Annotated in this window: 12 protein-coding genes; 8 read left to right on the plus strand and 4 right to left on the minus strand. The window is 71.1% G+C overall.

Annotated features, from left to right (window positions below; genetic code table 11):
- Positions 1-61: 61 nt before the first annotated feature.
- Positions 62-751, plus strand: a complete 690-nt coding sequence (locus ADK54_RS38810) for a FadR/GntR family transcriptional regulator (RefSeq protein WP_053730522.1) — start codon at positions 62-64, stop codon at positions 749-751.
- Between the two features lie 71 nt (positions 752-822).
- Here the strand turns inward: ADK54_RS38810 and ADK54_RS46480 are convergent, their stop codons facing one another.
- A complete protein-coding gene (locus ADK54_RS46480; protein WP_159048021.1) occupies positions 823-1,050 on the minus strand; it encodes a hypothetical protein in 228 nt (75 codons plus the stop codon).
- 129 nt (positions 1,051-1,179) lie between these two features.
- On the opposite strand from ADK54_RS46480, the gene ADK54_RS44310 reads away from it, so the two are divergent.
- Positions 1,180-1,347: a CsbD family protein gene (locus ADK54_RS44310; protein WP_078966972.1), complete on the plus strand. Its 168-nt coding sequence runs from the start codon at positions 1,180-1,182 to the stop codon at positions 1,345-1,347.
- A gap of 376 nt (positions 1,348-1,723) precedes the next feature.
- A complete protein-coding gene (locus ADK54_RS38815; RefSeq protein ID WP_053730523.1) occupies positions 1,724-3,175 on the plus strand; it encodes an MFS transporter in 1,452 nt (483 codons plus the stop codon).
- Positions 3,176-3,308: 133 nt separating this feature from the next.
- Here ADK54_RS38815 and ADK54_RS38820 read toward each other — a convergent pair whose 3' ends face one another.
- Positions 3,309-4,208: a bifunctional helix-turn-helix transcriptional regulator/GNAT family N-acetyltransferase gene (locus tag ADK54_RS38820; RefSeq protein WP_053730524.1), complete on the minus strand. Its 900-nt coding sequence runs from the start codon at positions 4,206-4,208 to the stop codon at positions 3,309-3,311.
- 458 nt (positions 4,209-4,666) lie between these two features.
- Positions 4,667-6,094 (minus strand): cytochrome P450, encoded by a 1,428-nt coding sequence (locus ADK54_RS38825; protein ID WP_053730525.1) that lies wholly within the window; start codon positions 6,092-6,094, stop codon positions 4,667-4,669.
- Between the two features lie 231 nt (positions 6,095-6,325).
- On the opposite strand from ADK54_RS38825, the gene ADK54_RS38830 reads away from it, so the two are divergent.
- From ADK54_RS38830 to ADK54_RS38840, 3 genes are all read left to right on the plus strand, one after another.
- The gene (locus tag ADK54_RS38830) at positions 6,326-7,285 is read left to right on the plus strand and encodes a glutaminase (protein WP_053730526.1); all 960 of its coding nucleotides are present in this window, start codon (positions 6,326-6,328) and stop codon (positions 7,283-7,285) included.
- A 138-nt stretch (positions 7,286-7,423) separates the two neighbouring features.
- Positions 7,424-7,819 carry a tautomerase family protein gene (locus ADK54_RS38835; RefSeq protein ID WP_053730527.1) on the plus strand — a complete coding sequence of 132 codons (396 nt, stop codon included), beginning with the start codon at positions 7,424-7,426 and terminating at the stop codon, positions 7,817-7,819.
- 170 nt (positions 7,820-7,989) lie between these two features.
- The gene (locus tag ADK54_RS38840; RefSeq protein ID WP_053730528.1) at positions 7,990-8,820 is read left to right on the plus strand and encodes an alpha/beta fold hydrolase; all 831 of its coding nucleotides are present in this window, start codon (positions 7,990-7,992) and stop codon (positions 8,818-8,820) included.
- 21 nt (positions 8,821-8,841) lie between these two features.
- Here ADK54_RS38840 and ADK54_RS38845 read toward each other — a convergent pair whose 3' ends face one another.
- Positions 8,842-10,092 (minus strand): MFS transporter, encoded by a 1,251-nt coding sequence (locus ADK54_RS38845; RefSeq protein ID WP_053730529.1) that lies wholly within the window; start codon positions 10,090-10,092, stop codon positions 8,842-8,844.
- Positions 10,093-10,230: 138 nt separating this feature from the next.
- Here ADK54_RS38845 and ADK54_RS38850 point away from each other — a divergent pair, with 138 nt between their 5' ends.
- Both ADK54_RS38850 and ADK54_RS38855 read left to right on the plus strand, forming a co-directional pair.
- Positions 10,231-11,154 (plus strand): LysR family transcriptional regulator, encoded by a 924-nt coding sequence (locus tag ADK54_RS38850; RefSeq protein WP_053730530.1) that lies wholly within the window; start codon positions 10,231-10,233, stop codon positions 11,152-11,154.
- Between the two features lie 85 nt (positions 11,155-11,239).
- Entirely contained in the window at positions 11,240-12,619 is a 1,380-nt protein-coding gene (locus ADK54_RS38855) for an amidase (protein ID WP_053730531.1), read from the plus strand.
- The last annotated feature ends 121 nt before the right edge of the window (positions 12,620-12,740 follow it).

The following is a 12,740-nucleotide window of genomic DNA, read 5'->3' on the forward strand; positions in this document are numbered from 1 at the left end:
GGTACAGTAACCACAGTTGAACTCCTCAGACAACCTGAGAACTGAAAGAAGGTGACCTCGGATGCCGCTGGGCGCTCTGCGGCCAACTCCCCTGGTAGAGCAGGCCACTGACCGGCTGCGCGAACAGATCGTCGGGGAGGAGTGGCCCGTGGGGACGAAGCTCCCCGGCGAGACCTCGCTCGCGCGGATCCTCGGCGTCGGGCGCTCGACGGTCCGGGAAGCACTGCGCGCGCTCGCCGGAGCGGGGCTCGTACAGGCACGCCAGGGCTCCGGCGTGTTCGTCATCGCCACAAGCCCCAGGGAGGACTGGCCCAGCCAGCTCCGCCGGGCAGCCGTGGCCGACGTCTACGAAGTCCGCATGGTCATGGAGGTCGAGGCGGCCCAGTTGGCGGCTCGGCGGCGTACCGGTGAGGATCTCGGCGCCATCGAATCGGCGCTGGCCGGGCGGCGGAGCGCCTCGAACGGCAGCAGCGCGGAGTTCGTCGACGCCGACATCGCCCTGCACGCGGCCGTGGTCGCCGCAGCGCACAACCCCGTCCTGACCGCCCTGTTCACCGAATTCGTCCCCGCGCTGCGCCAGGGTCTGATCGACCTGGTGGACCTCCTCGGCCTGCGGACCGACGAGCCGGACCATGGGGACGCCGGGCACGCCGCCCTCGTGGACGCCATCACCGAGGGCGACGCCGAGGCAGCGGGACGCGCCCTGCGTGAGGAGCTGCGTCAGACGCTGACTCAGCTCCAGGCGGCCTGACCGCCGGGGTGCGGGTGGTCAACCAGCGCTATTCCACCGGGAGTTGGAGGCGTGTCTCCGCAGTGGACCGACTACCGGTGTCGGCCAGGACGAGCGCGGTCGATGACGGGACGCAGGCCCACTTCTAGGTGGGCCCGGACCTGGGGTCGCATCGGTGGGCGCCGGCCCGACGCGGCCAGTCTCACGAAGTGCGGCTCGCCCTGGGCCCCGTACCAGATCGCCCCCTTGAACACCGCCTCGTGGACGGGCCTGCCGGTGGGCTCCGGCGGCCGGTCGGGGAGTTCGAGCGACGACTTCACCGCCCACGCCCTTCGGGCGCCGGTCGGGCCGCCGCCATCTTTTGCGTAGTCCGCCTGTTTAAGATCCGCTGGAGCGGCGATGCGTATCCATGTCGGATTACGCGATCGACCGCATGTGGAGGTATTTCCATGTCGAGCGACGAGAAGGCGAAGGCCGAACAGGCCAAGGGCAAGGCGAAGGAAGCGCTCGGGCGCATGGCGGGCAACGAGCGCCGCACCGCGGAAGGGCGTATCGACCAGGCCAAGGGCGATGCCCGGCAGGCGAAGGAGAAGGCCAAGGACGCCTTGAAGGACTGAGGCATCGGCTGAGAACCGAATGCGGCGAGCGTGGCGCGGAACGTGTCGCGCCACGCTCGCTTTTGCGTACCGCGACACGCGCTTTGCGCGGCTGGAAAACGCGCTCGCATTTGCGGCGGGACGGATGGCCGGGATATCCGACGCCAGCGGTGGATAAATCTGCTGGAATTCTTCCTACGGAGTTCGGGTTGGACCGCCCGCCGCCCTGAGCCCGCCCCCGCTCACGAGTCCCTTTTGCTGCGATTGGGGACCTGAGTCCCGCTGCCGCCCCGGGGCTTTGGTCCGGCGACCGGGGACGTTCACCGCGCAACCGCGTCGCGTCGAGGTAGTTCCATGTAGGGCGCACCCTTCTATCGCCTAACGAAAGAGTCACTGCGTGCTGAGCACCGAGGATCATCCGCCCGAGGCAGTCGCCAGGCACCGTTCGCTGTTCCGGGCGGTCCACCGCAGACGCAATCCCGTACTGCGCCGTTCGGACATCACCGTCACGGACGAGGCCGCCGTCAAACGCGCGGTCAAGGCCACGGCGCTGGGCAACGCCATGGAGTGGTTCGACTTCGGGGTGTACTCCTACCTCGCCGTGATCATCGGCAAGGTGTTCTTCTCCGGCGCCGGCGACACCATGCAGGTCATCGCGTCACTGGCGACGTTCGCCGCGGCGTTCCTGGTCAGGCCGCTCGGCGGCATGTTCTTCGGGCCGCTCGGCGACCGGGTCGGCCGGAAGAAGATCCTCGCCCTCACCATGATCATGATGGCTGCCGCAACACTGTCCATCGGCCTGATCCCCAGCTACGCGACCATCGGCGTCTGGGCGCCCGTCCTGCTGATCCTCTGCCGCATGGTCCAGGGTTTCTCGACCGGTGGTGAGTACGGCGGGGCCGCCACGTTCATCGCGGAGTACGCGCCCGACAAGCGCCGCGGGTTCTGGGGCTCTTTCCTGGAGTTCGGCACGCTGATCGGCTACACGGCGGCCGCCTCGCTCGTGACCGCCCTCACCCTGCTGCTCAGCGACGACGCGATGCAGCAGTGGGGCTGGCGGATCCCGTTCCTGGTGGCGGGGCCGCTCGGGCTCGTAGGCCTCTACCTGCGACTCAGGCTCGACGAGTCACCCGCGTTCAAGAAGCTGGAGGAGGCGGGCTCCGCCACCGCCGAGCACGAGAAGGTGCCGCTCAAGCGCATCCTCTTCGGCAACGGGCGGGCGATGCTGCTCTGCCTGGCGCTGGTCGCCGCGTTCAACATCACCGACTACATGCTGCTCTCGTACATGCCGACGTACCTCTCGACGCTCGGCTTCAACGAGACCGGCGGGCTGATGTCCATCGTGGTCGTCATGATCGTCCTGATGGCGCTCATCAACTCCGTCGGCCGGCTTTCCGACCGGGTCGGCCGCAGGCCGGTCCTCATCGGCGGCTCGCTCGGCTTCATCGTGCTCGCGGTGCCCAGCTTCCTGCTGATCAAGCAGAGCGGCACGGTCGCGGTCTTCGTGGGGCTCCTCGCTCTCGGCCTCGCCCTGGTCTGTTACCTGGGCACCATGTCCTCGGCGCTGCCCGCGCTCTTCCCCACCGCGATCCGCTACGGCTCCCTCTCGATCGGGTTCAACATTTCGGTGTCGCTGTTCGGCGGCACGACGCCGCTGGTGGTCCAGGGGCTGATCGGCGCCACCGGCAACGACCTGATGCCCGCGTTCTACACGATGCTGGCCGGGCTGGTCGGCCTGGTGGCCGCGCTCGCCATGAAGGAGACGGCCCGCAAGCCGTTGGAGGGCTCCCCGCCCTCGGTGGCCACGGACGAGGAGGCGGCGGAACTGATCGCGGCTCAGCGCGGCTGACAGGTCCGGTCGTTCGGCCGCGGGGCTTCGCGTCATTGCGCTGAACACCGGGCCCCCGGCCCGAGCTGCCGCACGCGATTGGGTCACTCAAAGCTGACGCACCGTCACGGGGCAGGACCGGACCGGCGTAACCTCAGTGCGGCGAGGGCCCGGAGATGCGCTTCTCGAACCAATGGTGGGCGTAGGGCTCGTCGTTGAAGGCGGGAACCTCCTCGAAGCCGCACGAGTGGTAGAGGCCGATCGCGGCGCTGAGCGCCTTGTTGGTGTCCAGGCGCAGTACGTCACGGCCGTGCTCGGCGGCCCGTGCCTCCAGCTCGGCCAGGAACCGGCGGCCGAGGCCGAGGCCTCGCGCGGCGGGCGCCACCCACATGCGCTTGATCTCGGCCGGGGCGTCGGCCGGCAGCTTCAGGCCGGCACAGCCGATCGGCTCGCCGTGCATCCGGGCGACGAGGAACAGGCCGTGGGGAGACCGGAGTTCACCGGCGTCGGGCAGCAGGCTCAGCCCGGGGTCGAAGCCCGTGTCGAACCGCTCCTGCAACTCGGTGAAGTACGCCAGCAGACAGCGCTCGGCGTCGGGACTGTCCGGGTCGACGGCGTCCACCATGACCGTCGCGGCGGTCAGCAATCGGTCGACCTCGGCCATGGCCGCGACCAGGCGGGCGCGCTGAGCGGGGTTGAGCGGCTCAAGCAGGGAGCCAGCGAGCTCGTCGCTGCGCCGGTCGAGGACGGCCCGCTCCGCGCGGCCCGCGTCGGTGAGCTTGACGGTACGCACCCGCCGGTCCCGGGGCTGCGGCTCGACCGTCACGAGCCCGTCGCCCTCCAGGGAGCGCAGCAGTCGGCTGACGTACCCGGAGTCGAGCCCGAGGCGCTCGCGCAGTCCCCGTACGTCCTGCCCCTGCTCGCCGATCTCCCAAAGGAGCCGGGCCTCGCCGATGGGGCGGTCGCGGCCGAGGTAGCGGTCGTGGAGCACCCCCACGCGTTCGGTGACGGTGCGGTTGAAGCGGCGTACCCGCTCGATGTGCCCTGCGTCCATTCTCTGACCATAGTCAGAGAATGTCCGGAGTGCCAGCGGTGGGCGGCAAGGCAGGGGCGCCCGAGATCAAGATCGGCCATGGGTGCGTAAATCCAGCGTGCTGACTTACACCACCACCGGGATCACTCCCGGCTGCCGGGGTTCGAACCCGGACCACTGAACCCGAAGTACCCATCTCCTACGCACCGGGCGCCCCTGCTCGGTCACCGTATCCGGACCGGACCCGGCAGGGCATGCGATTTACGACGGCCCGGTCCCCGCAGCACAAAGCCCCCGCCGCTCAGTGAGCGATGGGGGCCGAGCACGGGTCCAGAGATCAGGGCGGCGCGCGGTGTGCGGGGTTCGAACCCGGACGCCCGAAGGCGCTCAACCAAAGAAGTAACCGCTGCCTGCGCACCTGGACGTGATCACCATAGCCGGGACGGAACCGGTCCGGCACGCGAATATGGGCTGCCAGGTCAACTGGTCGGCCTTGCTTGGCAGTTGACGCCTCGCAGGGTCGCGTGGAGCGGGGTGGCCGGCTGCAGGAGCAGGCCTACGCGTGGGGCCACCTCCGTGTCGGGCAGGTCCAGGTGGAAGCGCTGGGCGAGCGTGGCGAGGACCAGGGCGGCCTCGACCTGGGCGAAGCGGGCGCCGAGGCAGGTGCGCGGGCCGCCACCGAAGGGGTACCAGGCATGGTCGGGCACCTCGTCGGGGGCGTCGGCGTCCCAGCGTTCCGGGCGGAACTGGTCGGGCCGCGGGAACCAGCGTGGGTCCCGGTGTGTGGTCCACGTGCTGCACCAGACGATGGTTCCGGCCGGGATGCGGGCGCCGCCCAGCGTGGCGCCCTCGCGCGCGACCGCGGGGATGAGCCATACCGGCGGGTAGAGGCGCATGGCCTCCTTCACGATCTGCTGGGTCCAGGTGAGGCGCTCGTAGTCGTCGATGGTGGGCGGCCGGCCGGCCAGCACCTCCCGGAGCTCCGCTGCCAGGCGGGCGCGAGCCTCGGGCGCACGGGCGAGCAGCTGGAACGCCCAGGTCAACGCCGTGGACGTCGTCTCATGTCCGGCCGCCCAGAGGGTGACAGCCTCGTTGCGCACCTCCTTGGGCGAGAGCGGACGGCCCTCTTCGTCGCGGGCGGCGAGAAGCCTCGTGAGCAGGTCGTCGCGCTCTTCGGCGGGGTGGGCCGGGCCGGGTCGTTCGGTGCCGGTCGGGTCCTGTCGCCCGGTGGCGGACCGGGCCTGCCGTTCCCGGATGAGCCGGTGCACTTCGCCGTCGATGGTGGCCACCGCCGCGAGCAGGCGCCGCCGGGAGGGGGTGCGTACCCAGGCGGGCAGGAAGAGGGCGATGCCGCGCAACTCGGCCCCCACCGCCTGCTCGGCCACCTCCATCGCATCACCGAGAGCCCTGGTCTGCTGCCCGAGGTCGTTGCCGAACAGGGTGCGCAGGACGATCCGTTGGGTGATCAGCGCCATCTCCCTGCGGACGTCGATCCGCGCGCCGTCACGCCATCCGTCGGCCGCCGCGCCGGCGCACTCGACCATGGCGTCGGCGTACGAACGGACCTGTCGCGGCCGGACGGTCGGCTGGACCAGGGAGCGCTTGCGCCGCCAGTCGTCGCCCCTGCTGAGAATGACGCTCTGCCCGGTGATCTGCTGGAACGCCCAGCTGATTTCGAGGATGTCGTACGTGTCCTCGCGCGCCGCGAGCAGCTCCCGGATGTGCCCGGGGTGGGAGATGAACAGGCTGCGCCTCGGTCCCAGGGACCAGGTCACGGCGTCCCCGAAGTCGTCGCGCAGGCGGGTCAGGAAGCCCAGGGGATCCTTCCCGAAGGCGAGGAGGTTGCCCAGCGGAGGAAGGCCGCGCGGGCCGTGGACGGGGTTGAGCGGTAGCGTGGGTACGGGCAACGGAACTCCCCGGGTATGGCTGTTGGGCCCCAACGTAACGATTCCCTACCCGCCGCTCCGGCACCACAGACGACCGGGCACGGATCGAGTGCCTGGGCGCTTCGGGCATTCGGGGTCGCACGGGCCGCGCTCCCCCAGGTCCCCCCCCCGGGGGGGGCGCCTCGCATGGCGCGGCCCCCGGCGAGCGCCGCCCCGCCGCCTGCGCACCACCGCGCCGCCTGTCGTAGGGTGATGCAGTCGTGCAGTGCCGCAGGAATCCGGAGCAAGTTGAGCGTGTCCTCGTCCTTTCAGTCGGTCCTGGACCGCATCGCCACCGAGATCGCGGCCACCCCGGGCCGCGGCCGCCCGGCCGACTACATCCCCGTCCTCGCCTCGGCCGACCCGCAGCGTTTCGGCATGGCCGTCGCCGAGCTCGACGGCACGGTGTACGGGGTCGGCGACTGGCAGCACCCCTTCTCCACGCAGTCCATCACCAAGGTCTTCACCCTCGCGCTGTGCCTCTCCCGCGAGGGCGAGGAGCTGTGGGAGCACGTCGGGCGCGAGCCTTCCGGCAACCCGTTCAACTCCCTGGTGCAGCTGGAGTACGAGGCCGGGATCCCGCGCAACCCGTTCATCAACGCGGGCGCCCTCGTCGTCACCGACCGCCTTCAGGCCTTGACCGGCACCGCGGCCGACACGCTGCGCACCTTCCTTCGTACCGAGTCCGGCAATGCCGGCCTCGACTTCAACGAGCAGGTCGCCACCTCCGAGGCCGCCCACAGCGACCGCAACGCCGCCCTCGCCCACTTCATGGCGTCGTACGGCAACATCAGGACCCCGGTCCCGCTCCTCCTCGACCAGTACATCCGCCAGTGCTCCCTGGACGCGTCCTGCGCCGACCTGGCGCGGGCCGCCGGATTCCTGGCCCGGCACGGGATACTCGCGGACGGTTCGTCCCTGCTCACCCGCAGCCAGGCCAAGCAGATCAACGCGGTCATGCTGACCTGCGGCACCTACGACGCGGCCGGCGACTTCGCGCACCGCGTGGGCCTGCCCGGCAAGAGCGGCGTCGGCGGCGGCATCATCGCCGTCGTGCCCGGCCGCTGCACGATCTGTGTCTGGAGCCCGGGCCTCGACGAACGCGGCAACTCGGTGGCAGGCGTCGCCGCCCTGGACCGCTTCACGACCCTGACGGGCCTCTCCGTCTTCTGACACTCCGTCAGGGCCTGGTCCCCGACCCCAAGCCCTGTCGACCCATGCCTCTACTGTACCTACTAGTATGTACAGTGGGAGTCGCAGCGTCACCACGAGGCCGGATCCAGGCCTCAATTCCTGAAGGGGGAGCCCGACATGCCGTTCGTCCGCATCGACGCGCTGGGGGCCGACAGCGATCGCCTCGACGCCCTGGGCCGTGCCGTACACGACGCCCTGGTCGAGACGATCGGCATCCCGCCCGACGACCGGTTCCAGGTCCTGGCCGGTCACGACGGAACCCGCGGCACCCTGCGCTACGACAGCTATCTCGGCGTACCCCGCGACCACGGCATCGTCTACGTCGCGATCACCCTGCGCGCCGGGCGGACGCCCGACCAGAAGCGGGCCCTCTACCAGCGGATCGCCGAGCTGGCCCACGCGTACGCGGGCACCGAGCCCCGCAACGTCTTCGTCACCCTCACCGAGAACGAGTCCATCGACTGGTCGCTCGGCAACGGCACCGCCCAGTACGCCCCCTCCCCCGACAACTGACCTGCCCCTCCTACCCCGTGGCCGTCAAGGTGAGTGGACTGGCAACGGCTCGGCGAGGGCCATTACCCCACGCGTAATGGTGCCCGGCCCCCGCCCCGGGCCACAGTGTGAACACGGCGCACCACAGCGGCCGGTCACACCGCACGACACCACACGACGGGGAGATTCTCATGCCGTACTTCGCCACCGCCACCGACGGAACCACGCTCCACTTCGTCGACTACGGACCGGCCGACGGACCCACCCTGGTCTTCGTCAACAGTGCTTATTTCGGTACCGAGATGTGGGAGTTCCAGATGCTGCCGCTGGCCGCCGAGGGCTACCGCTGCGTTGGCCTCGACCGGCGCGGGCACGGCAAGTCGGAGGACGTCTGGGGCGGGTTCGACCTCGACACGCTGGCCGACGACCTCGGTTCGCTCCTGGACCACCTCGACCTGCGCGACGTCACCCTGATCGGGCACTCGCTCGGCTCGACCGAGGCGGTGCGGTATCTGACCCGGCACGGCAGCGGCCGGGTGGCGCGGCTCGCTCTGGTGGCCGGCATGGCGCCGGGCATCGTGCGCGGCGACGACAACCCGCAGGGGCTGCCCGCCGAGGCCGTCGCCGCGGCCAACGAGACGTTCCGCAGGGACCTCGCCGAGTTCTTCGCGACCGGCGGCGACGCCTACTTCGCCCTCGGCCTGCCCGGCAACGACGTCTCGGCCGCCTACGTCCAGAAGGTGATCCAGGACTGCCATGGAGCCACCGCCCGCGCCGCGACCGCCCTCCTCGCCAACCTGGTGACCCTGGAGATGGCGTCCGAAGCACGGAAGATCGACGTCCCCACGCTCGTGATCCACGGCGACAAGGACGCCTCCGCCCCCATCGACCTCACCGGCCGCCGCGCCGCCGCCCTCATCCCGGGCAGCACCTTCAAGCTGTACGAGAACGGGGGCCACGGCCTGTACGTGACGCATGCCGACCAACTCAACGCGGATTTGCGGGAGTTCAGCGGTCGTTGATGCCAACCGGCACGGGGGTTCTCAGGTGCTGCTCGGGGCCGGTTCCCCCTCGCGCAGCGGCGTACCGGCCCGGCGGGGAAGCAGGAGCGGGGTCGCCAGCATGAGGACACCGGCGGCGGCGATGGCGGTGCGCGGGCCGGTCAGGCCGGCCAGCACGCCCCACAGGGCGGTCATGGCGGCGATGGTGACCTTGGTGGTGACCGACCAGGCGGACAGGGTGCGGGCGACCCGGTCAGCCCCGGTCTGTTCGAGCCGGTACGTGGCGAGCACCGGGTTGAAGATCCCGCAGCACGTGATCAGCCCGAGCTCGACGGCGATGACCAGCACGAGGCCGCCCGCTCCGGGGCGGACGAAGGCGAGGCCGGGCAGCCAGCACGCGCGCAGCGCCCCGGAGGCGAGCATCACCCGGTGCTGCCCGAACCGCGCGACGAGCCGACGCACGAGCCGTGAGCCGATGAGGCCGCCGATGCACGGGACGCCGAACGCGAGCCCGTACTGCCAGGGCGCGAACCCGAGGGAGCCGAGCATGAGCGTGGCCATCAGCGGTGCGGTCGCCATGATCAGGCCGTTGTTCAGGGCCGCGTTGAAGAACAGCGGACGCAGTGCCGGGTGCGCCAGGATGAACCGCCACCCTTCGAGCAGCTCGCCCCGCCTCGGCCCCGACGACGGGGTGGCGCGCTGCGGCGGCGGCTCCTCCTTCCCGCCGATCGCCCGGATCCCCAGGGCCGAGAACAGATAGCTGACCGCGTCGGCCGTGACCGTGGTCACCGGCCCGAACAGTCCGATCGCAGCCGTGCCGAGCGGCGGTCCGATCATGGTGGCGGTCCAGCTGGTGGACTCGAACCGGCCGTTCGCGACGAGCAGGTCCTCGGGCGGTACCAGCGCTTTGAGGCAGGCCCCGCTCGCCGCCCTGGAGGTGAGGTCGGCCGCGCCGACGACGATCGACACGACCACCAGCTGGACGAAGCCGAGCAGGCCGAGCGCGAACGCGGCGGGGATGCTCAGCAGGGTCGCGAACCGGATCAGGTCCGCCGCGATCATGACCGGCCGTTTGCGGCGGAACTCCACCCACGGGCCGAGCGGCACCGCGAGCGCGGCCCCCACCGCGAGCCCGGTGGCGGCGAGCGCCGACACCGCGGCCGGCCCGGCGTGCAGCACCAGGATCGCAATGATCGGCAATGCGTCGAACGCCAGCATCGTGCCGACCGTGCTGACCCCGTACGCGGCCCACAGCCACCCGAACTGCCGCCCCAACGACCGCTTGCCCACCATTCCCAGCACACCCTTCGCCGCCCCTGCCGTACAACCTCGCGTTGACCAGCGAGATCAAAGCGGCCGCCCTGTCCGCCGGTCAAACAACCACCTGGGCGGACAGCTACAACCAGAAATTGTGCACTAGGGTCGCCCGACGTGGATCTCAACGCGGTACGCACCTATGTCGCCGTGGCGGACGCGGGCCAGTTCCAGCAGGCCGCCGCCGACCTCGCCATCACCCAGCAGGCCGTCTCCAAGCGCATCGCCTCACTGGAGAAGGAGCTCGGTGTGCGGCTGTTCACGCGGACCCCGCGCGGGGCCCGGCCCACCATGGACGGGCAGGCGTTCCTGCCCCATGCCCGGGCGCTGCTGCGGGCCGAGGAGCGGGCGGCCGCCTCCGTTCGGCCCGGCCGCCGCGCGCTGCGCGTCGACGTGATCGGCCGGCGGCTCGCGCCCGCCGACCTGCTGCGCGACTTCCACGGCGCCCATCCCGGGACCGAGCTCGACGTGGTGACCCTCTTCGACGCGGACGCCGCCTTCGCCGCGGTCCTCTCCGGCACGATCGACGCGTCCTTCCGCGCGGTCACGCTGCCCGAGCGGCACCTGCCCGAGGGCATCGTGACCGCCCGGGTCCACGACGAGCCCGTGCAGCTCCTGACCGGGCCGGGCCACGCGTTCGCCGCCGCCCGCGCGGTCACGCCCGCCGAGCTCGCCGGACACCGGATCTGGATGCCCGGCCTGGTCACGGGGACCGAGTGGGCGGCCTACTACGAAGAGCTCGCCGTCGCGTTCGGGCTCACCATCGAGGCGACCGGCCCCGACTTCGGCACCGAGCCGCTGCTCGACACGATCGCCGACTCCTCGACGCTGGCGACCCTGGTCGGCGAGCAGACCCGGTTCGTCTGGCCGGCCGACCAGGGCCTGCGCCGCATTCCCCTCGTCGACCCGACGCCGGTCTACCCACACTCCCTCATCTGGCACCGCGACAACCCGCACCCCGCGCTCACCGCACTGCGCGGCCACCTCACTCCCCCTCGTCACCTCAACTCGCCGATTTGGACGCCCAGTTGGGCCCACTGAAGATCGCGGTATCGACAGAGTCCGTACGAGCCGTACAGAGTGACCTCCTCAGCCTTCGTGACCAAGTCAGCAGCGAGGAGCCACCGTGACCCAGTGGGCAGGCCGGACCGCCGTCGAGATCTCCGAGGCGGTGCGCCGCAAGGAGGCCGCGCCCCGCGAGGTGGTCGCCGACCACCTGGCCCGGATCGCCGAAGTGAACGGCCGCGTCGGCGCGTTCCGGGTGGTGCGTGCGGCCGCCGCGCTGGAGGAGGCCGACGCGGTGGGCGCGCGGCCGGATCTGGCCCGACTGCCGCTCGCGGGCGTGCCCGTGGCCATCAAGGACAATCTGCCGGTACGCGGCGAGAGCACCCGCAACGGCTCGGCGGCCACTCCTGCGACCCCGGCCGCCGAGGACCATGTCACCGTGGCCCGGCTCCGCGCGGCGGGCGCGGTGGTGGTGGGGCTGACCCACGTACCGGAGCTGTGTGTCTTCGGCACCACGGACGGGGTGCACGGCATCGCCCGCAACCCCTGGGACCCCTCGCGTACGGCGGGCGGCTCGTCCGGGGGCAGTGCGGCCGCGGTGGCGGCGGGCCTCGTGCCGATCGCGCTCGGCAACGACGGCATGGGCTCACTGCGCATCCCCGCCGCGCACTGCGGCCTCATAGGCCTCAAGCCGGGCACCGGGCGAGTACCCCTGGACCTCGGCGGCGGCTGGTTCGGCATGTCGGAGAACGGCCCGCTCGCGACGACGGCGGCGGACGCGCGGCTGATGTTCTCGGTGCTCGCGGACGAGCCGGTCACGGACTTCGGCGAGGGCGCATCAAACGGAAAGAGCCTGGGCCTTGACATCGCGTCCTCAACTCGTAGTCCCATCACGGGAGTTCGGGTTGGCACGGCGTACGCGGGGCTCGCCCGCCAGGCCGCCCGGGCTCTCGCCGGGGCGGGCCACCGCCTGACGACCGCCCATCCGCCCTATCCCCTGTCGTTCGGGACGACCATCCTCGCCCGCTGGACGGGCGGCACCGCGCAGGACGCCCGAGGGCTCGACCCGCGGCTGCTCGCACCCCGCACCCGGCGCCACGCGGCGATCGGGCGGCTGGCCGGACGGCTGGGCATGCTGCGCACCGACCACCGCGCGGCGTTGAACCAGCGACTCGATCCGTTCTTCGAGAAGTACGACGTGCTGGTGACTCCCGCACTCGCCCGACCGGGCCCGGCGGCCGATGCCTGGCACGAGCGCGGCTGGCTGGCCAATGTGCTGGTGAACACCGCCTGCTCGCCGATGACCCCGCCGTGGAACCTCTCCGGCCGACCCGCGCTCGCCGTGCCGTTCGGCTCGCTTCCCTCGGGCCTTCCGGGTTCCGTCCAGCTCGTCGGACGACCGGGTTCGGAGCACCAACTGCTCGATCTGGCAGCCCAGTTGGAGAATCTTCACCCCTGGCGGCGCACAGCGCCCATGGAGGCGTCCGCCAGCCACCCGTAGGTGAAGCTTCAACGGACCTGTCCAGCAGGCGAGTTGGCGGGATCGGAAGGTGACCACGGCCGTGCGCACATGGCATGATCACCTTCACGTTACCTGTCGGTAACGGCCACCCCCCAACCCG

Source organism: Streptomyces sp. WM6378, assembly GCF_001279695.1.
Classification (GTDB): domain Bacteria; phylum Actinomycetota; class Actinomycetes; order Streptomycetales; family Streptomycetaceae; genus Streptomyces.

What these genes read in the sequence shown, in the direction of transcription:
- ADK54_RS38810 (WP_053730522.1), top strand. Translation starts at nt 62, where the DNA reads ATGCCGCTGGGCGCTCTGCGGCCAACTCCCCTGGTAGAGCAGGCCACT.
- ADK54_RS38830 (WP_053730526.1), top strand. Translation starts at nt 6,326, where the DNA reads ATGCAGTCGTGCAGTGCCGCAGGAATCCGGAGCAAGTTGAGCGTGTCC.
- ADK54_RS38835 (WP_053730527.1), top strand. Translation starts at nt 7,424, where the DNA reads ATGCCGTTCGTCCGCATCGACGCGCTGGGGGCCGACAGCGATCGCCTC.
- ADK54_RS38820 (WP_053730524.1), bottom strand. Translation starts at nt 4,208, where the DNA reads ATGGACGCAGGGCACATCGAGCGGGTACGCCGCTTCAACCGCACCGTC.
- ADK54_RS38845 (WP_053730529.1), bottom strand. Translation starts at nt 10,092, where the DNA reads ATGGTGGGCAAGCGGTCGTTGGGGCGGCAGTTCGGGTGGCTGTGGGCC.
- ADK54_RS44310 (WP_078966972.1), top strand. Translation starts at nt 1,180, where the DNA reads ATGTCGAGCGACGAGAAGGCGAAGGCCGAACAGGCCAAGGGCAAGGCG.
- ADK54_RS38840 (WP_053730528.1), top strand. Translation starts at nt 7,990, where the DNA reads ATGCCGTACTTCGCCACCGCCACCGACGGAACCACGCTCCACTTCGTC.